Origin of the sequence: Catellatospora aurea, assembly GCF_042663325.1 — a bacterium.
GTDB lineage: Bacteria > Actinomycetota > Actinomycetes > Mycobacteriales > Micromonosporaceae > Catellatospora > Catellatospora aurea.
This window is the reverse complement of sequence record NZ_JBHTAC010000010.1, coordinates 178,172-200,568: the sequence shown is the minus strand read 5'-3', so window position 1 is coordinate 200,568 and position 22,397 is coordinate 178,172. Positions and strand designations below refer to the sequence as shown.

The window sequence follows — 22,397 nt, the reverse complement described above, 5'->3', positions numbered from 1 at the left end:
TCAGCTCCCCACGAGGAACGAGTGCGCGGGCGACCAGTGCACCGCCACCTCGGTCCCGGGCAGCGCCGGGTTCGCGATGCCGGAGTTGGGCACGAACACCGTCAGCTCGCTGCCCCACGGGGCGCGGACCAGGTACTGCGTGGAGACGCCGGTGAAGGACGCGTCGGTGACGACGCCCCGCACCGCCGCGTGGCCCGAGGGCACCGCGTCCGGGCCGTCGGCCAGGTGCAGCTTCTCCGGGCGTACGCCCAGCAGAGCCGTGCCCGACGTGACCCGGCACCGGCCCGCCGGCACCGCCAGCCGGTTGCCGTGCGCGTCGACCGTGACGTGGCCGTCGGCCTGGCCGGTGACCTCCGCCTTGATCAGGTTGGACTGGCCGAGGAAGTTGGCCACGAACGCCGAGGCCGGGAACTCGTACATCTCGGCCGGCGCGCCCAGCTGCTCGATCCGCCCCGCCTGCATCACCGCGACCGTGTCGGCCATGGTCATGGCCTCCTCCTGGTCGTGCGTGACGTGCACGAAGGTGATGCCGACCTCGGTCTGGATGCGCTTGAGCTCGATCTGCATCTGCCGGCGCAGCTTGAGGTCGAGCGCGCCGAGCGGCTCGTCGAGCAGCAGCACCTCGGGCTGGTTGACCAGGGCCCGGGCCAGCGCCACCCGCTGCTGCTGCCCGCCGGACAGCTGCGCCGGGCGGCGCGACCCGTACTGGCCCAGCTGGACCAGGTCGAGCATCTCGGCGACCTTGCGGCGGGTCTCCGCCCGGTTCTCGCCCTTGCGGCGCAGGCCGAACGCCACGTTGTCCTCGACGCTCATGTGCGGGAACAGCGCGTAGCTCTGGAACACCGTGTTGACCGGCCGCTTGTACGGGCGCATCCGGGTGATGTCCAGCCCGCCGAGCGTGATCCGCCCGGCGTTCGGCTCCTCCAGGCCGGCGACCATGCGCAGCGTGGTGGTCTTGCCGCAGCCCGACGCCCCGAGCAGCGCGAAGAACGAGCCGTCCGGAATGGTCAGGGTGAGGTCGTCGACGGCGGTGAAGCCGCCGAACGTCTTGGTGACGTTCTCGATGCAGAGGTCCTGGTCGGTCAACCTGTCACGCCCCGATCGCTGCCTGGAACTTGCCCTGGTACTCCTTCTCCTCAGCCTCGGTCAGCGGCTTGAAGATCTTGATCTTCGACTGCATCGCGGCGTCGGGGAAGATGAGCGGGTTCTGCGCGAGGTCCGGGTCGATCTTGACCATCTCCTCCTGCGCGCCCGCCACCGGGCAGACGTAGTTCACGAACGCGGCGAGCTCGGCGGCCACCTTCGGATCGTAGTAGTAGTCGATCAACGCCATCGCGTTCGCCGCGTGCGGCGAGGTGATCGGGATCAGCATGTTGTCCGACCAGAGCATCATGCCCTCGTCCGGCGTCACCAGCTTGATCTTGTCGTTCTCGAAGCCGAGCTGGATCACGTCGCCGGACCACGCGATACAGGCGGCGATGTCGCCCTTGGCCAGGTCCTGCACGTAGTCGTTGCCGGTGAAGCGGCGGATCTGGCCCGAGGCCACGGCGGCCTTCAGCTTCTCCAGCGCCGCGTCGAAGTCGGCGGTGGTGAAGTTGCCCGGGTCCTTGCCGATCGACAGGAGCATGAAGCCCATCGTGTCGTGCATCTCGGTGAGGCAGGTGACCTTGCCCTTCAGGTCGGGGCGGGTCAGCAGCTCGTCGACCGTGCGCACCTCCTTGGTCACCGCGGTGTTCACGCCGATGCCGGTCAGGCCCGACTGCCACGGCGCCGCGTACTCCATGTTCGGGTCGAACTGGCGGCTGCGCAGGGACGGGGCCAGGTTCTTGCTGAACGTGGCGACCTTGTCGGCGTTGAACTTGGCGGCGAAGCCGTTGCGGATGAACGTCGCCGCCATCCAGTCGGTGAACACCACGAGGTCCCGGTCGATCGGCTGGCACGCCGCGAGCTGCGTGCGGATCTTGCCGTAGAACTCGTTGTTGTCGTTGATGTCGGCGGTGTAGGTGACGTCGATGCCGGTCTTCGCCTTGAAGGCCACCAGCGTCGGGTGGACCTCGGGGTTCTTCTCGTCCTCGTCCATGTAGGCGGGCCAGTTGGAGAAGGCGATCTTGCGCTCGGTGGCCGACACGTCGGCGACGGTGCAGAGCGGGCCGGCCGACGGGCCGGCGTTGCCGTTGCCGGTGCCCTTGGTGCCGCAGGCGGCCAGCGCACCGCCGGCCACCGCGAACGCCCCTCCGGCGAGAGCCCCGCGCAACACGGTCCGGCGCGACGGCATGGCCGCCAGCACTGCCTGAGCCTGCGGGGAGAGTGGTATGCGACGAGCCATCGAACGTTCCTTCACTGCCAGAGGGGTGTACAGGCGCAGATATCACTTACTGACTGAAGACGGTGCGGTGCCACGGCTTCGCGGCGACCGCGGTGGTGTCGTACATGACGTGCTTGATCTGGGTGTACTCGTCGAACGAGTACGTGGACATGTCCTTTCCGAAGCCGGAGCGACGGTAACCCCCGTGTGGCATCTCGCTGATGATCGGGATGTGGTCGTTGACCCACACACATCCGGCGCGCAGCTCGCGCGTGCCCCGCAGCGACCGGTGCACGTCACGCGTCCACACGCTCGCCGCCAGGCCGTACGGCGTGTCGTTGGCCAGTGCCACACCCTCATCATCGGCGTCGAACGGCAGCACGACCAGCACCGGGCCGAAGACCTCCTGCTGGACGATCTCGCTGTCCTGCGCGGCGTCGACGACCAGGGTGGGCGCGTAGTAGGCGCCGTGCGCCAGACCCTCGGGCACCCGGCCACCCGCCACGATCTTGGCACCCGCCGCGCGGGCCCGGTCGACGAACCCCGCCACCCGGTCGCGCTGGGCGAGGCTGATCAGCGGGCCGATGTCGGTCGCCGGGTCCAGCGGGTCCCCGGCGCGCACACCCTCGAACAGCTCCGCGACCCGGGCCACGAAGCGGTCGTACAGCGGGCGCTGCACGTACGCGCGGGTCGCGGCGGTGCAGTCCTGCCCTGAGTTGATCAGCGAACCGGCCACCGCGCCCTGCGCCGCGGCCTCCACGTCCGCGTCGTCGAACACCAGGAACGGCGCCTTGCCGCCCAGCTCCAGGTGCACCCGCTTGACGGCGCCCGCGGCCGTCGCGCCGATGCCCCGGCCCACCGCCGTCGAGCCGGTGAAGCTGACCATGTCCACCTCGGGGTGGGCGACCAGCGCCGCCCCGGCCACCGGGCCGCGCCCGGTGACCACGTTGACGACCCCGGCCGGGATACCGGCGTCCAGGCAGGCCTGCGCGAACATCACGCTGGTCAGCGGGGTCAGCTCGGCGGGCTTGAGCACGATGGTGTTGCCCGCCGCGATGGCCGGCAGGATCTTCCAGGCCGCCATCTGCAGCGGGTAGTTCCACGGCGAGATCGAGCCGACCACGCCGATCGCCTCGCGGCGCACGTAGCTGGTGTGGTCGGCGGAGTACTCCCCCGCCGCCTTGCCCTGCAGGTCGCGGGCTGCCCCGGCGAAGAAGGCGGTGTTGTCGATCGTGCCGGGCACGTCGAACTCGGTCGCCAGGCGTTTCGGCTTGCCGGTCTGCGCGACCTCGGCCGCCACGAAATCCGCGGCCCGTTCCGACAGCAGCCCGGCCAGCCGGTGCAGCGCGCCGGAACGCTCGCCCGGCGTCGCGCCCGACCAGCCCGGGAAAGCCGCCCGCGCGGCCGCGACGGCGGCGTGCACATCTTCCTGACCAGCGAGTACGTACTCGGCGACGGTGCTACCGTCGGCGGGGTTGACCACGGTGAACCGCTCACCCGACGTCCCATCGGCGAAACGCTCACCGATGACATTCGGCGAAAAGCCGTTCATATCGCCTCCCACTGTCAGATGGTTAACAACCCGTGGCGCGACGATCGTGACATGACGTGCGCCACATGACAAGGGATTCCGTGGCGAATCTGAGGTGCGACTACGAATTCCGGCAGCCGATATCGCGAGTTGATGTCGTTTCCGTTACAAGGCTGTCCACCAAGTGCCGGAATCGTCTGCCTCGTAGCGATACGATGCCCGGGCCGGATCATCTCCCTCGCGATCCCCCTCTGCGTACGCCCCAGGAGGCCTCATTGCCGACGCCCGCCGACTCCGCCGCACCACGCGCTGTCATCCGCCGACACCCTCAACTCAACCACGCCAACCACGCGCTCCTCGACGACATCGCGAAGCAGATCATCGAGCAGTTGCAGGAGGACGGCCGCAGACCGTACGCGACCATCGGCCGCGCGGTCGGCTTGAGCGAGGCGGCCGTGAGACAACGGGTACAGCGGCTCATCGACGCGGGCGTCATGCAGATCGTGGCGGTCACCGACCCGCTCCAGCTGGGGCTGGGCCGGCAGGCGATGATCGGCGTGAAGACCACGGGCGACCTGGACGGCATCGCCGACCGGATCTCCGAGATCGAGGAGGTCGACTACGTGGTGATCACCGCCGGGTCGTACGACCTGCTGCTGGAGGCGGTCTGCCGCAACGACGACCACCTGCTGGAGATCCTGCACGAGGTGCGCGCCGTGGACGGCGTGATCGGCGCCGAGGTCTTCGTCTACCTCAAACTCCGCAAGCAGACCTACTCCTGGGGCACCGCCTAGGCCCGCTTCACCTGCGTATAGGCCCACCTGGACGGTCATCCAGGTGGGCCTGCGTGTTTGCGTGGCGGGTCGCGTCAGACGCCCATGACGGCGGAGAACTTCGCCTGGTACTCCTTCTCCTCGGCCTCGCCGAGCGGGGCGAACGCCTTCACGCCGGCGAGCATGGCGTCGTCGGGGAAGATCAGCGTGTTCTCGGCCAGCTCAGGGTCGATCTTGACCATCTCGTCCTGCGCGCCGGCCACGGGGCAGACATAGTTGACCCACGCGGCCAGCTCGGCGGCGACCTTCGGGTCGTAGTAGTGGTCGAGCAGCGACATCGCGTTGCTCGCGTGCGTCGCGGTCACCGGGATCACCGCCGCGTCCGACCAGATCAGCAGGCCTTCGTCCGGCGATACAAACTTGATCTTCTCGTCGTTGAGGCCCAGCTGAAGGGCGTCGCCGGACCAGGCGATCGCCGCGGCGACGTCGCCCTTGGCCAGGTCCTGGACGTACTCGTTGCCGGTGAAGCGGCGGATCTGCCCGGACTCGACGGCCTTGCGCAGCTTCTCCAGCGCGGCGTCGAAGTCCTCGGGCGTGAACGCCGCCGGATTCCTGCCCAGCGACGCGATGAGCAGGCCCATCGTGTCCGGCATCTCCATCGGCACGCTCACCTTGCCCTTGAGGTCGGGGCGGGTGAGCAGCTCGTCGACGGTGCGCACCTCCTTGGCGACGCGGGTGTTGACCGCGAAGCCGGTGAGCCCGGACTGCCACGGCACCGCGAAGCGCAGCTCCTGGTCGTACGGGCGGGCCTTGAGCGAAGGCAGCAGGTTGCGCCGGTAGTTCGGCGTCTTGGCCGGGTCCAGCTCCTGCGCGAAGCCGTTGCGGATGAACTTGTTGACCATCCAGTCGGAGAACACCACGATGTCGCGGTCGATGCTCTGGCAGGCCGCGAGCTGCGCGCGGATCTTGCCGTAGTACTCGTTGTTGTCGTTGATGTCCTCGGTGTAGGACACGTCGACGCCGGTGCGCGCCTTGAAGGCGGCCAGCGTCGGGTGGCGCTTCTCGTCGTTGGAGTCGACGTCCAGGTACTGCACCCAGTTGCCGAACGACACCTTGCGCTCGCTCGCCGAGACGTCGGTCGCCTTGCACGCGGGCCGGGTCGACGCCCCGGCCTGGGGAGCCATGCCGCTGGGGCTGCACGCGGCCATGACCCCGCCGGCCGCGGCGAGCGCGCCGCCGGCCAGGGCGCCGCGCAGCACGCGCCGACGCGAGGGGGTCGCGGTGGTGGCCGCGAGCAGGGCGCGGGCGGGAGCCGACAGAGGACGAGCGCGCAATCTAGGCACCTCTCGCTGGGCAGGCTGAGAGCCTGGAGGGGTAAAGGGATGACCCGCAATTGTGCCTAAATCGGCCCGGCGTCTGCCCGCTGAGGTGCGGCAGCTCACAAACCGCCCGTTACCGCCCAACAATGTCGGCCCGGTTGCCGACGCACTACGAAATCCGTAGCCGTCGTGCGAAAATACTACCGAGAGGGTTGCTGTATCTCGACGACGTATGCGATAACCGTAGGCAACGCCGCAACGTACGGATGAGTGAGGCCTCACGATGGGCAAGGAAACCGACCACCTCTGGATGCACTTCACCCGCATGGGCGCGTACCGCGAGGGCAGCGTGCCGACGATCGTCCGCGGCGAGGGCACGTACGTCTGGGACAGCAACGGCAAGCGCTACCTCGACGGCCTCGCCGGCCTGTTCACCGTCAACGCGGGCCACGGCCGCGCCGAACTGGCCGACGCCGCCGCCAAGCAGGCGCACGAGCTGGCCTACTTCCCGCTCTGGTCGTACGCCCACCCGAAGGCCATCGAGCTCGCCGACCGCATCGCCGAGCTGACCCCCGGCGACCTGAACCGGGTCTTCTTCACCACCGGCGGCTCCGAGGCCGTGGAGAGCGCGTGGAAGCTCGCCCGCTCCTACTTCAAGAAGGTCGGCCAGCCGCTGCGCCACAAGGTCGTCAGCCGCTACCTCGCCTACCACGGCACCTCGCTCGGCGCGCTGTCCATCACCGGCGTCCCGGCGTTCCGGGCCGAGTTCGAGCCGCTGGTGCCCGGCGGCATCAAGGTGCCGAACACGAACTTCTACCGCGCCCCCGAGCACGGCGACGACTACGAGGCGTTCGGCGTGTGGGCGGCCGACGAGATCGCCCGCGCGATCGAGCGCGAAGGCCCGGAGACCGTCGCCGCGGTGTTCCTGGAGCCGGTGCAGAACGCGGGCGGCTGCTTCCCCGCCCCGCCCGGCTACTTCCAGCGGGTACGCGAGATCTGCGACCGCTACGGCGTGCTGCTCGTGTCCGACGAGGTCATCTGCTCCTGGGGCCGGCTCGGCGAGTACTTCGGCGCCCAGTACTACGGCTACCAGCCCGACATCATCACCACCGCCAAGGGCATGACCTCGGGATACTCCCCGCTCGGCGCGATGATCGCCAGTGACCGGCTGATCGAGCCGTTCCTGGCCGACGGGCAGATGTTCGCCCACGGCATCACGTTCGGCGGGCACCCGGTCAGCTGCGCGGTCGGACTGGCCAACCTGGACGTGTTCGAGCGCGAGGGCCTGGTCGGGCACGTACGCGAGAACGCGCCCGCGTTCCGGGCCACCCTGGAGAAGCTGTACGACCTGCCGATCGTCGGCGACGTCCGCGGCGAGGGCTACTTCTACGGCATCGAGCTGGTCAAGGACAAGGCCACCCGGGAGACGTTCAACGCCGAGGAGTCCGAGCGGCTGATCCGCGGCTTCCTGTCCACGGCGCTGTTCGAGGCGGGGCTGTACTGCCGCGCCGACGACCGGGGCGACCCGGTCATCCAGCTCTCCCCGGCACTGACCGCCACCCAGCAGCAGTTCGACGAGATAGAGCAGATCCTGCGGGATGTGCTGACCCGGGCCTCGTCACTGCTGTGACCTCCCTGTGGTTCGACACCGCGGGCGGGGCCGTCACGCCCCGCCCGCGCCTGCCCGGCGACCTGGACGTCGACGTGGCGATCGTGGGCGCGGGCTACACCGGCCTGTGGACGGCGTACTACCTGCGCCAGGCCGATCCCGGGCTGCGGATCGCGATCGTGGAGGCCGAGCAGGCCGGGTTCGGCGCGTCGGGCCGCAACGGCGGCTGGTGCTCCGGGCTGCTGCCCACTCCCCTGCCGAAGCTGGAGAAGCTGCACGGGCGGGGCGCGGCGATCGCGTTCCAGCAGGCGATGATCGACACCGTGGACGAGGTCGGCCGGGCCGCCGCCGCCGAGGGCATCGACTGCCACTGGGACAAGGGCGGCACGCTGGGGCTGGCCCGGTCTGCGGCGCAGTGGCGCGGGGCTCGGGTGGAGGCGGAGCTGGCCGCGTCGTACGGGTTCGAGCTGCGGCTGCTCGACCGGGCCGAGGCGCGCGACCGGTGCGGCGCGACCGCGGTGCACGGGGCGACCTGGTCCCCGCACTGCGCGGCGGTGCACCCGCTGCGGCTGGCCCGCGGGCTGGCGTCGGCCGTCGAGCGGCTCGGCGTCGCGATCTACGAGCGGACCCGGGTGCTGGAGGTCATGCCGGGCGCGGGGCACACCGCGGTCGGTGGGCGCCGTGCCGCGCTGCGCACCGACCACGGCATGGTGCGGGCCGACACGGTCGTCCGGGCCACCGAGGGCTATACGGCGAGCCTGCCCGGTCACCGGCGTGCCGTGGTGCCGATCTACTCGCTGATGATCGCCACCGAGCCGCTGCCGAAGTCCTTCTGGGGCGAGGCGGGACTCGACCGGCGGGAGACCTTCACCGATCACCGCCGCCTGGTCATCTACGGCCAGCGCACCGCCGACGACCGGCTCGCCTTCGGCGGGCGCGGCGCGCCGTACCACTACGGCTCGGCGATACGGCCGTCCTTCGACAACGAGCCGTCGGTGCACCTCGCACTCCGGAACACCCTGGTCGAACTCTTCCCGGCCCTGAACGACGCGAAGATCACCCACGCCTGGGGCGGGCCGCTGGGCATCACCCGGGACTGGCACCCCTCGGTCGGCCTCGACCGGTCCACCGGCCTGGCCTGGGCGGGCGGTTACGTCGGCGACGGCGTCGCCGCGACCAACCTGGCCGGTCGCACCCTCGCCGACCTGATCACCGGCGCCGAAACCCCGCTGACCGTCCTGCCCTGGGTCAACCACCGCTCGCCCCGCTGGGAGCCCGAACCCCTCCGCTGGCTCGGCATCAACACCGCCCTGCGCACCGTCGTCGCCCTCGACCGCTGGGAAGCAAGGGTCAGGACGGGGGGATGACGCGGAGGTGGCCGCGGCGGCCGGGGGTGGGCGGGCCGTTGTGGGGCGGTTCGGGGGCGGGCTGGCGGGGGGCGGGGCGGGCTGCCTCGCGGACCGCTTCGGCCAGGGCCACCAGGTCGTCGGTGGTGGGCGGCGGGGGCTCGAACTCGCCGTCGTGGCGGACGAGGTCCCAGCCGCGGGGAGCGGTCAGGCTCAGGGCGTGGGGTTCGCACAGGTCGTACGTGTGCGGCTCCTGGTACGCGGCGAGCGGGCCGACCACCGCCGTGGACTCCGCATAGACATAGGTCAGCGTTGCAACCGCCTGCCGGGGGCAGCCGTTACGGGAGCAACGCCGTGGAGACCTCACGGCGTGTGACGTTAGCGCCCCGCCGCGCACCGGCACGCCGGTTGCGCCGCGACACGCCGAGGGAAGGATCACGGCCCCGTACCGGGTACCGGCACTGGCGCTCGGGGATACATTTGCCGGGTGACCAGTCCCGCCCGCCGCCGCCCGACCGCCGCCCGCCGCCGACGCGACCGCCACGGCCGGGGTATGCGCGGTCGGCTGGTGCCGGCCAGCGTGCCCCTGGCCCGGACGAAGGCCGAGGTCTTCGACGAGCTGGTGCTGGACACGGTGGAGTCGCTCGAGGCGCGGTTCGCGACCGAGCTGGCCGGGGTGGAGTTCGCGGTCGAGGACGTGCCGCCGGACCTCAACGTCTACGACTCGGACGTGCTGGAGGACGGGCGGGTGCCGCTGGCGCGGCTGCTACCGGGACGGCCGGGCAGGCACGGGGTGCCGCCGCGGATCGTGGTCTACCGGCGTCCGCTGGAGTTCCGGGCCTCAGATCGCGACGACCTGGGCGAGCTGGTGCGTGACGTGATCGTCGAGCAGGTCGCCAACCTGCTGGGCCTCAACCCCGACGATCTCGCGTAGCCGACCAGGCCGGACGCGCTCGCCGGAGCGGCGGTGTCGCTTGTCGAAGCGCTGCCGGACCGCCCCCACGGGCCGGCAGCGCTCGAAAGTCTCAGATCGCGCGGCGCTTGAGCTTGCGCCGTTCGCGCTCGGACAGTCCGCCCCAGATGCCGAAGCGCTCGTCATGCGACAGCGCGTACTCCAGGCACTCGGACTTGACCTCGCAGCGCGAGCAGATGCGCTTGGCCTCGCGGGTAGAACCACCCTTCTCGGGGAAGAACGCCTCCGGGTCAGTCTGGGAGCACAGCGCGTGCTCCTGCCACTCGGGCGCGTTGCCCAGCAGATCCGCCACGACGGGGCGACCGTCCATCTCCGCTGCCTCCTTATTGCGCGCCGGTCACGACCGGCGCAACCCCCCACCTGGAGAGCGTTTGTCCACATAGGCGGGTTTGTGGATGCCGCTACCTCCAGCCCCACGCAAAATTACACGCGTGTCCTACGTGCACCGTCAAGCTCACTCTGGTACACGCCCGGCAGGGCCGTTCGGTTCGGTATGTCACCGTCCCGCCACTGCCCTATCGATTCAGACCCGAAACCGGTGACGGCATGTCGGGCGTGTCGTGGCGAAATTCTGCTGGCGTGTCGAACTTGACGGCAGGGTGCTGACGACCTTCGGACAGGAATGAGCCGCTAGCGCACGTAACTCGTGGTGCGCTGGCGAGCGGGCCGACCGGCGGCCGCGGCGATGGCGTGCAGCTGTTCCACCGTACGGGCCGAGCCGTGCGCCGATCCGGCCATCCGGGAAATCGTCTCTTCCATAAGAGTGCCCCCGAGGTCGTTGCAGCCGCCGTTGAGCATGGCCACGGTGCCCTCGTCGCCCAGCTTCACCCAGGAGCACTGGATGTTGGGAATGCGCCCGTGCAGCAGCAGCCGGGCCATCGCGTGCACCACCCGGTTCTCACGCCAGGTCGCCCCCGCGCGGGAGATGCCGGCCAGGTAGATCGGGGCGTTGGTGTGCACGAACGGCAGCGCCACGAACTCGGTGAAGCCACCGGTGCGGTCCTGCAGCCCGGCCAGCACCCGGAAGTGGCCCAGCCAGTGTTTCGGATGGTCGACGTGGCCGTACATCATCGTGGAGCTGGACCGGATGCCCAGCCGGTGCGCCGTCTCGACGGTCTCCACCCAGGCCGAGGTGGGCAGCTTGCCCTTGGTCAGCACCCAGCGCACCTCGTCGTCGAGGATCTCCGCGGCGGTGCCCGGAATGGTGTCCAGGCCCGCGTCCCGCAGCCGGGTAAGCCAGTCCGCCACGGACACGCCCGCCTTGGCGGCGGCGGTGACGATCTCCATCGGCGAGAAGGCGTGCACGTGCATGCCCGGCACCCGCTCCTTCACGGCGCGGACCAGGTCCGGGTACACCGAGACGGGCAGTTGCGGGTCGATGCCGCCCTGCACGCAGATCTCGGTCGCGCCGTCGCGCCAGGCCTCCTCGGCCCGGTCGGCGACCTGCTCGACACTGAGCCGGTACGCGTCGGCGTCGCGTTCACGCTGCGCGAACGCGCAGAACCGGCAGCCCACGTAACACACGTTCGAGAAGTTGATGTTCCGGTTGACCACATAGGTGACGTCGTCGCCGACCGTGTCCCGGCGTACGTCGTCGGCGATGCGGCACAGCTCGTCCAGCGCCGCCCCGTCGGCGTGCAGCAGGGCCAGCGCCGCCTCCTCGTGTACCGGCTCCAGCAGCGCCGCCGGGTTCTCCCGCGCGATCCGCAGCCCCGCCGCGAGCGCCCCCACGCTGACCGCGGGACCCGCGTCCCCGCTCACCGCCTCGCCGACGAGCGACCAGTCGCCGTACACCGTGTCGAAGTCGCCGCGCCGGTCGCCGGTGCGCCCCTCATCGTCGATCTCGCGGTGCAGCTCGACACGGCCGACCCCGCCCTCGACCTCGGGCTCCTGCCACGGGCGGCCGGTCACCGGCGCGTCCGCGACAGCCATGCCGTGCTCGTCGGCCAGGGCCCGCACGTGCGGGTGCAGCCGCGGGTCGAGCCACCGCTCGCCGCCGCGCACGTAGTTCGGATACACCGTGAGCCGCTCGCGCAGCGCGAACCCGGCGGCGGCGGTCAGCGCCGCCAGCTCGTCCAGGTGCGGCCACGGCCGCTCCGGGTTCACATGGTCGGGCGTCAGCGGCGACACCCCGCCCCAGTCGTCGATCCCGGCCTTGACCAGCAGCTCGAACGAGGCGTCGATGAGGTTCGGCGGGGCCTGGACGCGCATGCCCGGCCCCATCAGCAGCCGCGTCACCGCGACCGTCGCGGCGAGGTCCAGCACCGACGCGTCGGGAGTGGAGCGCATCGCCGTGTCCGGCTTGGCCCGGAAGTTCTGCACGATGATCTCCTGCAGGTGCCCGTACTCCCGGGCACTGCGGCGCATCTCGAAGATCGCGTCGACGCGCTCGGCGTGCGTCTCGCCGATGCCGATCAGGATGCCCGTGGTGAACGGCACCCCGACCCGTCCCGCGTCGGCCAGCACCCGCAGCCGCACCGCGGGCTCCTTGTCCGGCGAGCCGTAGTGCGGGCCGCCCGGCTCCGACCACAGCCGCGTCGCGGTCGTCTCCAGCATCATGCCCATGCTCGGCGCCACCGGCCGCAGCCGCTGCAGATCCGCCCAGCTCATGACGCCCGGGTTCAGGTGCGGCAGCAGGCCGGTCTCCTCCAGCACCGCGATCGCCACCGACCGCAGGTAGTCGATCGTGGACGCGTACCCCCGCTCGGTCAGCCACTGCTGCGCCGCCGGCCACCGCTCCTCCGGCCGGTCGCCCAGCGTGAACAGCGCCTCCTTGCAGCCCAGCGCCGCGCCCTGCCGGGCGATCGCCAGCACCTCGTCCCGGTCCAGGTAGGCCGCGGGCAGCCGGTGCGGCACCGTCGCGAACGTGCAGTAGTGGCACCGGTCACGGCACAGCCGCGTCAGCGGGATGAACACCTTCTTCGAGTACGTGATCACGCCCGGCCGCCCGGCGTCGCGCAACCCCGCGTCGCGTACCCCCGAAGCCAGTGCCAGCAGCTCGTCGAACGCCGCCCCCGAGGCGCTGAGCAGCGCGGTAGCCTCCGCGGCGTCCAATGCCTTCCCCGCCGCCGCGCGCCTGAGCGCACGGCTGATCTCCGCGGAACCGACCACCGGCTGGGCAACGACCTCGCTGGACATGGAGGCCAGCCTACGACCCTGGCCCCGCCGGCCTCCCGCGGTGCGGGAGGATGTCGCCATGCGGATCGTGGTGCTGGCAGGTGGCATCGGCGGCGCGCGTTTCCTCGCCGGGGTGCGGGCCCACGCCCGCGCCACCGGCGACGAGGTGACCGCCGTCGTCAACGTGGGCGACGACGTGTGGATGCACGGGCTGCGCATCACCCCCGACCTCGACTCCGTCATGTACACCCTCGGCGGCGGCATCGACCCCGAACGCGGCTGGGGCCGCGCGGGCGAGACCTGGACCGTCAAGGAGGAGCTGGCCAAGTACGGCGCGGAACCCACCTGGTTCGGCCTCGGCGACCGCGACATCGCCACCCACCTGGTCCGCACCCGCATGCTCAACGCCGGCTACCCGCTGTCGGCCGTCGTCGCCGCGCTCTGCGACCGCTGGCAGCCCGGCATCACGCTGCTGCCCGCCACCGACGACCGCCTCGAAACCCACGTCGTGGTCGCGGCCGAAGACGGCAGCGGCGACCAGGCCATCCACTTCCAGGAATGGTGGGTACGCCACCGCGCCGCGCTGCCCGCCAAGCAGTTCCGCTTCGTCGGGGCCGACACCGCCAAACCCGCCGCGGGCGTGCTCGACGCGCTCCAGGCCGCCGACATCGTGCTGCTCGCCCCCAGCAACCCCGTCGTGTCCATCGCGCCCGTGCTCGCCGTCAGCGCCCTGCGCGACGCCCTCGTCAGCGGCTCCGCCCCCGTCGTCGGCGTCTCCCCCATCATCGGCGGCAGCCCCGTCCGCGGCATGGCCGACAAGTGCCTGTCCGCCGTGGACGTCGAATGCTCCGCCCAGGGCGTCGGCCGCCTCCTCGGGGCTCGCACCGCCGGCGGCGTGCTGGACGGCTGGCTCGTCGACACCGCCGACGCCGCCACCGACGTCCCCGGCGTACGTGTGCGCGCCGTGCCCCTGTGGATGACCGACGACGACGCGACCGCCGCCATGGTTCGCGCAGCCCTGGAGTTGGGCGGCGTCGGGTGAACGAGCACACTGGTCCCGGCAACGAGCGCAACGAGGTGGCGGCATGATCGACGGTTTCAGCGTGCACCCGGTGCGCGGCATCCCGGACGTGCAGCCTGGTGACGATCTGGCCAAACTCATCGTCGGCGCGGCCCCGTGGCTCGCCGACGGGGACATCCTCGTCGTCACCAGCAAGATCGTGTCGAAGTCGGAGGGTGCGCTGGCGTCGGTGCCCGTCGGGGGGCCGGAGCGGGAGGCGGCGCGGGAGCAGGTGCTGCGGTCGCAGACGGCTCGCCCTGTGGCAACGCGGGGGCATACGCGGATCGTGCAGACGCACCACGGGTTCGTGATGGCGTCGGCGGGGATCGACAACTCCAACGTCGACCGGTCCCAGCTCGTGCTGCTGCCGGTCGACCCGGACGCGTCGGCTCGGGCGCTGCGTGAGGCGCTGCGGGAGCAGTACGGGCTGGATGTGGCTGTGATCGTCAGTGACACCATGGGGCGGCCGTGGCGCAACGGGCTGACGGATGTCGCCCTGGGGTGTGCGGGGATCGAGCCGCTGCGGGACCACCGGGGGGAGACGGATCCGTACGGCAACGAGCTGCAGATCACGCAGATGGCGGTCGTGGACGAGTTGGCGGCGGCTGCGGAGCTGGTGAAGGGGAAGGTGGATCGGGTGCCGGTCGCGGTCGTACGCGGGCTGCTCACGTCCACGCGGGACAGCAGCGGGGTGGTGCCGACGCTGGTGCGGGATGCGGAGCATGATCTGTTCTCGCTCGGCACTGCGGAGGCGCGGGAGCAGGGGCGCGCGGAGGCGCGCGGCCAGGCCTGATCCACAGGCGCTCGCCGGGTAATCCACAGGTCGCCGAGTACGGGGCTGTGCTCAGCGTGGTCAATCCGTTACCCTGCCCGCAGACGTGAATCCGGCGGGTGTGGATCGGCTAGGCCCGGATACGTCTCCACAGCGCGCTTCTTTGGGGAGGGAAGCATGCCTGAACGACGCGTACCGGAACGACTCACCGTCGACCTGGCCGGGTTACGAGAAGTCCGTACAGAATTGCGCCGTGACACCAACGAGGCCCTGCGGCCCGGCCTGACTACCGCCCAGCGGCAAATGGCCTGGGGGGCACGATTCTGCCTTGCGTTGGAGTGTGCCGAGGGGCTTGCTGCCCGTCAGTCAGTAAACGATGTACTCGCGCAGCATCGAAAGAACGCTAAATCTCAGCTCCAGGTGGCCGAAGGCCTCGCCACTGCCCTGGAACGTATCGTCGAGAACTACGCTGACGCAGACCGACGGGCAGCCGTTCGCATTAGCGAAATCGAGAAGGAAGTATATCTCGCGATCACACAACTCCAGGAAGCGGCAAAAGAAATCCCACCGAAACCACCAAGGGGGATGCTGCCGTGAACACCGGACCTACGGGGATGCTTCGCGCCGAGGGTGGGTACGTAAAAACCCGCCAAGATGCTCTCACTCAGTGGCCGACCGAGGGCAGAACGAATTGGGTCGCTGCTGACCCACCGCGGGTATGGGACATGATCCGCTACGAGGACGACGACCTTGGCTGGGAGCAGGTAAAGGGTCTGCGCGCGATGGCGAGTCTGTTGACGGCCCAGGCTGACAAGTTGGCTCGCCAGCGGGCTGCGCTGGCAGAGATGTGGCCGACTGACCAAAGCCAAGCGGCTTCCTTGGCACTTGTACAGCTTGACATCCTGATCGCGAGCATGCGCGAGGACAGCGAAATTGCGATTCAGAATGCTCTCGCAATCGAAGGCATCATGGAGGCTACGGCCAAGGCAAGACGGGAAGTGCTCGAGGTTGTCCGAGCTTGGGAGCTGACCACGAGCGACGGCGGTCCGGAATGGTGGGACCGCGAGGCCACACGCCTCAGCTACCTCACCGAACAGACGATGGTTGCCGCAGAACGCTCCATCCGAGACCATCGAGCCAGCATCGTTATGCCCAGTGACGCACTCTCCCTTTCACCAATAGGCACCCTCGGAGCGCCTGAGGCTGGTGATGGCCCGACACCGAATGGCGGAGGGAAGCCACGGCCTCCCGGCCTCACCAGAGGTGCTGTTCCGGTCGTCCCGCCCCCGCTGCCCGGATATCCGCCGTTGGTAACCAGACCATCAGATGGCACTTCTCCCGACCTACAAGGAGTAACACCATCAGTGCCAGCCTTACCCGGCCAACCGGTATCGATGCTTCCAATCGCCCCAGGCAATGCCTACGCTCCGTACGGCGGTGCATACGTTCTGCCGGGCCCGGGGGTCGGACCGAACGGCTATGTCGTTGCACTCCCACAGCCCGGCTCCGGCGCTCCCGCGACAGTCACGACACCCGCCCGTGGAAGTACATCCGGCGTACCGGGCTTGATGCCAATGCCGGTCGGCGGACCCAGCACGCAAGCCGGCAGCCGAGGCCACGACGGGTCAGCTAATCGACGTGGTGACACTCGCTGGGAGGTGATTCAAGGCGTGTCGCCGATCATCCAACCGACTGCTCTGTCCTCTATGAACGACCCTTCATCGGACCAGGTAGAGGAGGACTTTCGGCAGTGGTTCACCCAAACTGCGATGCCGTGGCGAATCACACCCGAGAAAGATGCACAAGCTCCTATTGTAACGATCCGCCGAGGGGCGCCATCATCATGAATATCCTCCCTGGCGCCAGTCGCATTGCCGGAACGCTGGTGCTCGCTGTGGGATTGTTTGCCGCGCCTAGTCCCACACAGGCCGCCGACGACATATCCAACGGCCAGTGGTTCCACACCTTCTTACGAACTCCGAAGGCCCATGAGACCACCAACGGAACCGGCATCACGGTGGCAGTCCTGGACTCAGGCGTCGACTCGACCCATCCAGATCTATCCGGTTCTGTACTACCAGGCAAAGATTTTGTGAAGACGGGCGGTGACGGGCGAATCGACCTGGGCGGCCACGGCACGGCAATGGCTGGCTTGATTGCAGCACATGGGCGGGTTGACGGCATCGCCCCTGGAGCGAAGGTGCTCCCCGTCCGATTTACTCAGTACGAACGGGGCAGCTCTGCATTGCTTAGCGAAGCTATTCGCTGGGCAGCTGGTCAGAATGTCGGCGTTATTTCGATCTCCATTGGCCTCTCCCGAGACGACGCACTAGTACGGCAAGCAGTACAGGAAGCCCTCGCCAAGGACATTGTGATCGTCGCTGCCGTAGGTAATGCGCCTGACGCGAAGGCAGCCGAGTACCCGGCGGCTTACCCAGGCGTTCTCGCAGTCGGCTGCGTAGACAAGGACGGGAGTCATGCAGCAGTCTCGGTCGTGAGCCCACGGGTTGACGTCGTTGCACCGTGTGTCGGCATCACAAGTACACATGCAAAACACCTGTGGTCGATTACAGCCGGAACTTCTGGATCCACAGCAATTACTGCGGGCGCAGCTGCACTTGTCCGATCAGCACATCCCGAGCTTTCCGCCACGCAGGTGATTCATAGACTGACCGCCACTGCCGTTGACAAGGGACCTAGCGGCAGAGATAACCGTTATGGGTACGGCGTCCTCGACTTGGTGGCCGCGCTTACCGCCGCTGTCCCAGCATCAAGTTCACCCACGCCTGGATCGAACGCGCCACATGAGGAGCCAGTACCTGGAAGCTCAACGACGCTTCTTCTGATCACTGGCGCAGTGGTGGTCATCGGAGTGGCGGCCCTAGTTCTCCGGTCACGACGGAAGAGGTGAGCGGCCGGCGAGCATCGCGTGGCCGAGCGGGGTGAGGGTATGCAGGACGGTGTTCCGGTCGCGGAGGCTGTGTACGAGACCGGCCTCGCGCAGCACCGCCACATGCTGACTCGCTGCCGCCGGCGACACGTCGAGCCGCCGCGCGAGCTCCGTAGTCGTACTCCCGTCGGCCAGCAACTCCACCACCGCAGCCCGAGTACGCCCCAACAGCGCCGCAAGCGCCTCCTGACTACGCACAACAGCGGCCCGAGCCTCGTGATGCACCGAGTACACCAGCACCGGCGGCAGCTCCGGGTCGAACAGGCACACGGGCTTGCTGGGCGTCTTGAAGTACGACGGAACCAGCTGCAGCCCACGCCCTTCCAGATACACGTCCCGGTTCGACGGATACTCCGAGATCTCCAGCACGCTGCCGTCGAACCGCACCGTCGGGTGCAGCGTGTTCAGCAGCCCTTCGGTACCCGATTCGAGCATCGTCCGGGCCCGCAGCCCCCGATCCGCGTCGACGGCGGTCCGCACCCGGTCCCACATCGGCGCGATGGCCGTCTCGTGATACCGGCTGATGGCCGTGCCAAGCTCCCCTAGCGCCCGGGTAGCTCCCCCGCCGACGTCGTCGATGCTCCCGGACAGCGAGCCCTGCGCCTCCCCCAAGGCGTTGATCTCCTTGCGCAGCCGCTCCCTGGGTGTGGACAGCACGGCCTCGAGGCCGGGCGCGAACCCGGTGGCGGCTTCGGGCGGGGTGAGGAAGTCGGGGAAGTAACCGACCGGCGGGTTCAGGGCAAGCAGCAGGCCGACCTGGTCGCGCAGGGCTCCGCCCGGCTTCAGGTCGGTGATCATGCGGTTCTTCCAGCCGCCCAGCAGCGGATCGGTGCCGCGGTATCGCAGCAGGTGGATGCTGAGCGCGAGTTCCCACATCGGGTCCGGCGTCGACGAGATCCGGGTACGGACCAGGTCGGCGCTGGTGAAGTGGATACGCAGCATGGGCTCTCCGGGCTAGGGCTCGGCGCTGACTCTACCGGCCGAGGTGACCTGGGTCTTTAAGTCACAACCGAAAGACGTAGACCCTTCGCCATTCGGTGGATGATCCTTGGCGCAGCCTGGGGAACCGAGGCGGCACCTCGATGAGGAGCGAACTCGGCCGTACGGGGGCGTACGGGGCGATGCGGTAGCGGCTGATCGGTTTTGCCGGGGGGCAAGCCGATCGGCCGCTCCGTACGTGGGACGAGGCTACGGAACCCCAGTTCAAAGCCACAGCGCGATGCGGTGATCCTCATCGGCCACATAGAGCGGAGCGCCCTCGCGTTCGCTGATGCCTTCGACGTGGTGCAGCGGCGCCAGGTCGGCGACCAGGGTCGGGGCGATCAGCGCCGGGCCGGTGCCGTCGGGCAGCCGGAAGCGCAGGTGACGGCAGGTGGCGTCGCGGGCGTCGGGGTGCTGCTCCAGCAGGATGGAGCCCTTGTCGAGGGCGTCGATGGAGCCGACGACGATGTCGTAGGCGCCGTCCTCGCGGGCCGAGAGGGCCCGTACGCCGAGCGGTCCCTGGGCGATGCCGGTGAGCGCGTACACCCCGGTCACGCCGAGGGTTTCCGCGCCGCTGAACAGGCCGGGCACGCCGGACAGCTCGACCAGGATCGGCTCGCCGGCCGCGGTGACAGGCCAGCGGAGGCCGGCCAGCAGCGTGCCGCGGGCGGTGAACGCGGCACCCTCGATGTTGACCGGGTGGTCGCCGGGGGCCAGCTGGCTGGTCCAGCGTTTGCCTTTGGCGTTGCCGCGGCGTACGGCCTCGGTCACGAAGCCCGCGTGCACCGCGTCCCGGACGGGTTCGGGGGCGGCCGGGTGCCCGGTGGCGGCCAGCGCGGCAAGGGCGTCGTTGACGGCGCGGTGCAGGGCGAACCGGTGCCTGATGATCTGGAGCTGCGGCCGGGCCGATTCGCGGAAGCGGGCGACGAAGGCCCGTTTGGGCTGGAGCGGGCCGGCCTTGGAGCCGAAGTGCGAGCCGAGCATGTACACCCAGCCGTCGAGCCGGGCAAGCGCCTCGGCGTCCTCGGTGCGGCCCTCGTGCTCGCCGGCCGTCGCTGTGACGTGCTCGGCCCGCCAGTCGCCGTCGTGCTGCTCGACGAGCAACGCCAGGCATTCCTCGGCCGGGCCTTCGTCGAGGACGGTCCAGTAGGCCCGGCGGGCGCCGAGTTCGGCGAGAAGGCCTTCGTCGTGTACGGGTAGCAGGTCGCTCGCCTCGTTGCCCGCCGCGGACAGCTCCACCAGTCGCATGGAGATCAGCGTAGGCAGTCGAGGCGAGCCACGTCCCGGGTCAGATGCGGCTGTCGCCGCGCTCCTTGAGCTCGTCGACCAGCTTCTTGACGTCCTGCGCCCGGTCGCGCGGGCAGACCAGCACGGCGTCGGGGGTGTCGACCACGATCACGTCGCGCATGCCGAGGGCGGCGACGAGGCGGCCGGACTGCGGCACGACGACGGTGCCGGCGGAGTCGTGCAGGAGCACCTCGGGCTTGCCGCCGTCGAGGGTGGCGCTGTCGCCGACGATGACGTTGCCGGCGTCGTCGGCGGGCAGCACGTCACCGAGGGTGTGGAAGTCGCCGACGTCGTTCCAGCCGAAGTCGCCGGGCACGGTCGCGACGAGCCCGGCGGCGGCCGCACCCTCCATGACCGCGTAGTCGACGGAGATCTTGGGCAGGGTGGGCCAGATCTCGCCGAGCACCCGGTCGCGGTCGGCGGTGTCCCAGGCGGCCGCGATGCGGATCAGCCCGTCGTGCAGTTCGGGCTGCTGGCGGTGCAGTTCCTTGAGGAACACGTCGACCCGCCAGACGAACATGCTGGCGTTCCACAGGTAGCGGCCGGAGCGCACGTACTCGGTCGCGACGTCCAGGGAGGGCTTCTCCTTGAACTCGTCGACGGTGCGGATCGGGCCGTCGATCGTCTTGCCACACTGCAGGTAGCCGTACCCCGTCTCGGGGTGGGTGGGGGTGATGCCGACCGTCATCAGCAGGCCGCGGCGGGCGCCGGCCTCGGCGTCGCGCAGCACCTCGACGAACCGGGCCCCGTCGCGGACCAGGTGGTCGGCGGCGAACGAGCCCATCACGGCCTCGGGGTCGCGCTGGGCGATGACCGCGGCGGCCAGGCCGATGGCGGCGCACGAGTCGCGCGGGCTGGGCTCGATGAGGATGTTGGAGTCGGGCAGATCGGGCAGCTGCCGCGCGATCCCGGGCGCGTGGGCGACCCCGGTCACCACGTACGTGTCGCCGAGCGCGGCCACCGGGGCGAGCCGGGCCACGGTCGCCTGGATGAGCGTCTCGGCGGTGCCCGTCAGGGGGTGCAGGAACTTCGGGTTCGTGGCGCGCGACAGCGGCCAGAGACGGGTTCCACTTCCACCTGCGGGAATGACGGCGTGCAGCATCCGCCCATTCTGCCTGACGAGTGTGAACGTGAGCTGCACCCCGCCCGCGACACCAGCCGCGTTCGCCTGCTAGTGGGCGGGGTGCGGGCAGCTCAGCGCGGGTGCCGCATCGAGCGCTGCCAGGCGGTGACGTGCGCGTCGGCGCTGGAGCTCCAGCTGAACTCCTTGGCCCGGGCCAGGCCGGCCGCGGCCAGCGCGGACCGGCGCGCCTCGTCGTCGAGCAGGCTGGCGAGGTCCTTGGCGATGTGGTCGGCGTCCTGGCCGGTGTAGGCGACGGCGTCGCCGCCGACCTCGGGCAACGACAGCCGGGGCGTGGTCAGCACCGGCGCGCCGCAGGCCATCGCCTCCAGGATCGGCAGGCCGAAACCCTCCCCGTGGCTCGGGTACGCGCACAGCACCGCGCCGCCCAGGAAGCCCGGCAGGTCGGCGTACCGCAGATAACCGGGGCGCAGCAGCCGCAGGTGCGCGGGCACCTCGGCGGCCACCCGGTCGATCTCGTCGTCGTGGCCCTGGCCGCCGGCCAGCACCAGCGCGGGCGGGTCGACCCGGTCGCGCACCGCCGCGATCCAGCCCCGGACCAGGTTCGGGACGTTCTTGCGGGGCTCCTTCGCGCCCAGGAACGCGATGTAGCTCTGGTCGCCGAGGCCGAGCCGGGACCGCACCCGGGCCTTCTCCTCCTCGCCGGGCACGTGGAAGGCGGTGTGGTCGACGCCGTGGTAGGCCACGTCGATGCGGGTCGGGTCGGCGTCGAGCAGCCGGATCAGTTCGTCGCGGGTGGCCTTGCTGGGCACGATGACCCGCTCGGCGCGGCGCAGCGACGTCTTGATCGCGGAGCGGAAGAAGGTGCCGCGCGACTTCTCGTAGTGCTCCGGCTCGGTGAAGAAGGTCGCGTCGTGCACCGTCACCGTGACAGGGCAGCTGGCCCGCAGCGGGCAGGTGTAGAACGGCGAGTGCAGCACCTGCGCGCCGACCTGCTGGGCGAGCAGCGGCAGGCCGGTCTGCTCCCAGGCAAGCCGGGCCGGGCGGTGCGCCACCGCGGCGGGCGCGGCGACGACCTGCGCGTGCGGGAGGGTGCGGGCGTAGCGCTCCTGGTCGGTGCGCTGGGAGACCACGACCAGGTCGATGTCGGAATGGTCGGCGAGGGCCCCGAGCAGGCCGTCGAGATACCTACCCACGCCGCCGCGGTCAGCGGGGACGCTGGTGGCGTCGACAAGCACCCGGGGAGAGCGAGCGATCGTCACGGTGAACACTCCTTGTGGGGGTGTGCAGCGC

18 protein-coding genes and 1 pseudogene are annotated in these 22,397 nt (G+C 70.0%); 8 read left to right on the top strand and 11 right to left on the bottom strand.

The features are described from left to right. Genes ACFQO7_RS12945 through ACFQO7_RS12935 form a run of 3 tightly spaced genes read right to left on the bottom strand, consistent with a single transcriptional unit; the run spans window position 1 to window position 3,857 of the window. A complete protein-coding gene (locus tag ACFQO7_RS12945) occupies window positions 1-1,086 on the bottom strand; it encodes an ABC transporter ATP-binding protein (RefSeq protein ID WP_376806584.1) in 1,086 nt (361 codons plus the stop codon). Between the two features lie 4 nt (window positions 1,087-1,090). Continuing rightward, window positions 1,091-2,326, bottom strand: coding sequence for a polyamine ABC transporter substrate-binding protein (locus ACFQO7_RS12940; protein WP_360522205.1), 1,236 nt, complete (start codon window positions 2,324-2,326; stop codon window positions 1,091-1,093). A gap of 46 nt (window positions 2,327-2,372) precedes the next feature. Then, complete coding sequence (locus ACFQO7_RS12935) at window positions 2,373-3,857, bottom strand: gamma-aminobutyraldehyde dehydrogenase (protein ID WP_376806583.1); 1,485 nt, start codon at window positions 3,855-3,857, stop codon at window positions 2,373-2,375. Window positions 3,858-4,150: 293 nt separating this feature from the next. Here ACFQO7_RS12935 and ACFQO7_RS12930 point away from each other — a divergent pair, with 293 nt between their 5' ends. After that, a complete protein-coding gene (locus ACFQO7_RS12930) occupies window positions 4,151-4,630 on the top strand; it encodes an Lrp/AsnC family transcriptional regulator (RefSeq protein WP_360522928.1) in 480 nt (159 codons plus the stop codon). 74 nt (window positions 4,631-4,704) lie between these two features. Here ACFQO7_RS12930 and ACFQO7_RS12925 read toward each other — a convergent pair whose 3' ends face one another. Further along, complete coding sequence (locus ACFQO7_RS12925; RefSeq protein WP_376806582.1) at window positions 4,705-5,943, bottom strand: ABC transporter substrate-binding protein; 1,239 nt, start codon at window positions 5,941-5,943, stop codon at window positions 4,705-4,707. A 268-nt stretch (window positions 5,944-6,211) separates the two neighbouring features. Between ACFQO7_RS12925 and ACFQO7_RS12920 the strand changes: the two genes are divergently transcribed. Next, entirely contained in the window at window positions 6,212-7,558 is a 1,347-nt protein-coding gene (locus ACFQO7_RS12920; RefSeq protein WP_376806581.1) for an aspartate aminotransferase family protein, read from the top strand. Continuing rightward, window positions 7,555-8,904, top strand: a complete 1,350-nt coding sequence (locus ACFQO7_RS12915; protein WP_376806580.1) for an NAD(P)/FAD-dependent oxidoreductase — start codon at window positions 7,555-7,557, stop codon at window positions 8,902-8,904. Before ACFQO7_RS12920 ends, ACFQO7_RS12915 begins: the two co-directional genes overlap by 4 nt. On the opposite strand, the gene ACFQO7_RS12910 is transcribed toward ACFQO7_RS12915, so the two are convergent. Next, window positions 8,888-9,250: a DUF3499 domain-containing protein gene (locus ACFQO7_RS12910; RefSeq protein ID WP_360522190.1), complete on the bottom strand. Its 363-nt coding sequence runs from the start codon at window positions 9,248-9,250 to the stop codon at window positions 8,888-8,890. The genes ACFQO7_RS12915 and ACFQO7_RS12910 overlap by 17 nt on opposite strands. A 120-nt stretch (window positions 9,251-9,370) precedes the next feature. Between ACFQO7_RS12910 and ACFQO7_RS12905 the strand changes: the two genes are divergently transcribed. Then, the gene (locus tag ACFQO7_RS12905; RefSeq protein WP_120316910.1) at window positions 9,371-9,817 is read left to right on the top strand and encodes a metallopeptidase family protein; all 447 of its coding nucleotides are present in this window, start codon (window positions 9,371-9,373) and stop codon (window positions 9,815-9,817) included. A 91-nt stretch (window positions 9,818-9,908) separates the two neighbouring features. Here ACFQO7_RS12905 and ACFQO7_RS12900 read toward each other — a convergent pair whose 3' ends face one another. After that, on the bottom strand, window positions 9,909-10,166 hold the full coding sequence (locus tag ACFQO7_RS12900; protein ID WP_120316911.1) for a WhiB family transcriptional regulator: 258 nt from the start codon (window positions 10,164-10,166) through the stop codon (window positions 9,909-9,911). A 320-nt stretch (window positions 10,167-10,486) separates the two neighbouring features. After that, window positions 10,487-12,994 carry a bifunctional FO biosynthesis protein CofGH gene (locus ACFQO7_RS12895; RefSeq protein WP_376806579.1) on the bottom strand — a complete coding sequence of 836 codons (2,508 nt, stop codon included), beginning with the start codon at window positions 12,992-12,994 and terminating at the stop codon, window positions 10,487-10,489. A gap of 58 nt (window positions 12,995-13,052) precedes the next feature. Between ACFQO7_RS12895 and cofD the strand changes: the two genes are divergently transcribed. The 4 genes and pseudogenes from cofD (at window position 13,053) to ACFQO7_RS12875 (ending at window position 17,716) form a co-directional block, all read left to right on the top strand. Next, window positions 13,053-14,015: a 2-phospho-L-lactate transferase gene (cofD, locus tag ACFQO7_RS12890; RefSeq protein ID WP_376806578.1), complete on the top strand. Its 963-nt coding sequence runs from the start codon at window positions 13,053-13,055 to the stop codon at window positions 14,013-14,015. 43 nt (window positions 14,016-14,058) lie between these two features. Next, window positions 14,059-14,811, top strand: a pseudogene (locus ACFQO7_RS12885) (coenzyme F420-0:L-glutamate ligase); the annotation flags it as partial. A 171-nt stretch (window positions 14,812-14,982) separates the two neighbouring features. Further along, complete coding sequence (locus tag ACFQO7_RS12880) at window positions 14,983-15,402, top strand: hypothetical protein (RefSeq protein WP_376806577.1); 420 nt, start codon at window positions 14,983-14,985, stop codon at window positions 15,400-15,402. A gap of 1,246 nt (window positions 15,403-16,648) precedes the next feature. Further along, window positions 16,649-17,716 carry a S8 family serine peptidase gene (locus ACFQO7_RS12875; protein WP_376806576.1) on the top strand — a complete coding sequence of 356 codons (1,068 nt, stop codon included), beginning with the start codon at window positions 16,649-16,651 and terminating at the stop codon, window positions 17,714-17,716. On the opposite strand, the gene ACFQO7_RS12870 is transcribed toward ACFQO7_RS12875, so the two are convergent. The 4 genes from ACFQO7_RS12870 to ACFQO7_RS12855 form a co-directional block, all read right to left on the bottom strand. Next, window positions 17,699-18,697 (bottom strand): ArsR/SmtB family transcription factor, encoded by a 999-nt coding sequence (locus tag ACFQO7_RS12870; protein ID WP_376806575.1) that lies wholly within the window; start codon window positions 18,695-18,697, stop codon window positions 17,699-17,701. The two genes, ACFQO7_RS12875 and ACFQO7_RS12870, sit on opposite strands and share 18 nt — an antisense overlap. Window positions 18,698-18,958: 261 nt before the next feature. After that, window positions 18,959-19,990 (bottom strand): hypothetical protein, encoded by a 1,032-nt coding sequence (locus ACFQO7_RS12865; protein WP_376806594.1) that lies wholly within the window; start codon window positions 19,988-19,990, stop codon window positions 18,959-18,961. A gap of 34 nt (window positions 19,991-20,024) precedes the next feature. Next, window positions 20,025-21,125: a mannose-1-phosphate guanylyltransferase gene (locus tag ACFQO7_RS12860; protein WP_376806574.1), complete on the bottom strand. Its 1,101-nt coding sequence runs from the start codon at window positions 21,123-21,125 to the stop codon at window positions 20,025-20,027. Window positions 21,126-21,217: 92 nt separating this feature from the next. Beyond that, entirely contained in the window at window positions 21,218-22,366 is a 1,149-nt protein-coding gene (locus tag ACFQO7_RS12855) for a glycosyltransferase family 4 protein (protein ID WP_376806573.1), read from the bottom strand. Between the last annotated feature and the right edge of the window lie 31 nt (window positions 22,367-22,397).

Bases quoted from the DNA above. Each gene is read 5' to 3' on its own strand.
- ACFQO7_RS12940 (WP_360522205.1), bottom strand. From the start codon at position 2,326: ATGGCTCGTCGCATACCACTCTCCCCGCAGGCTCAGGCAGTGCTGGCG.
- ACFQO7_RS12935 (WP_376806583.1), bottom strand. From the start codon at position 3,857: ATGAACGGCTTTTCGCCGAATGTCATCGGTGAGCGTTTCGCCGATGGG.
- ACFQO7_RS12920 (WP_376806581.1), top strand. From the start codon at position 6,212: ATGGGCAAGGAAACCGACCACCTCTGGATGCACTTCACCCGCATGGGC.
- ACFQO7_RS12900 (WP_120316911.1), bottom strand. From the start codon at position 10,166: ATGGACGGTCGCCCCGTCGTGGCGGATCTGCTGGGCAACGCGCCCGAG.
- ACFQO7_RS12895 (WP_376806579.1), bottom strand. From the start codon at position 12,994: ATGTCCAGCGAGGTCGTTGCCCAGCCGGTGGTCGGTTCCGCGGAGATC.
- cofD (WP_376806578.1), top strand. From the start codon at position 13,053: ATGCGGATCGTGGTGCTGGCAGGTGGCATCGGCGGCGCGCGTTTCCTC.
- ACFQO7_RS12880 (WP_376806577.1), top strand. From the start codon at position 14,983: ATGCCTGAACGACGCGTACCGGAACGACTCACCGTCGACCTGGCCGGG.
- ACFQO7_RS12875 (WP_376806576.1), top strand. From the start codon at position 16,649: ATGAATATCCTCCCTGGCGCCAGTCGCATTGCCGGAACGCTGGTGCTC.
- ACFQO7_RS12870 (WP_376806575.1), bottom strand. From the start codon at position 18,697: ATGCTGCGTATCCACTTCACCAGCGCCGACCTGGTCCGTACCCGGATC.
- ACFQO7_RS12860 (WP_376806574.1), bottom strand. From the start codon at position 21,125: ATGCTGCACGCCGTCATTCCCGCAGGTGGAAGTGGAACCCGTCTCTGG.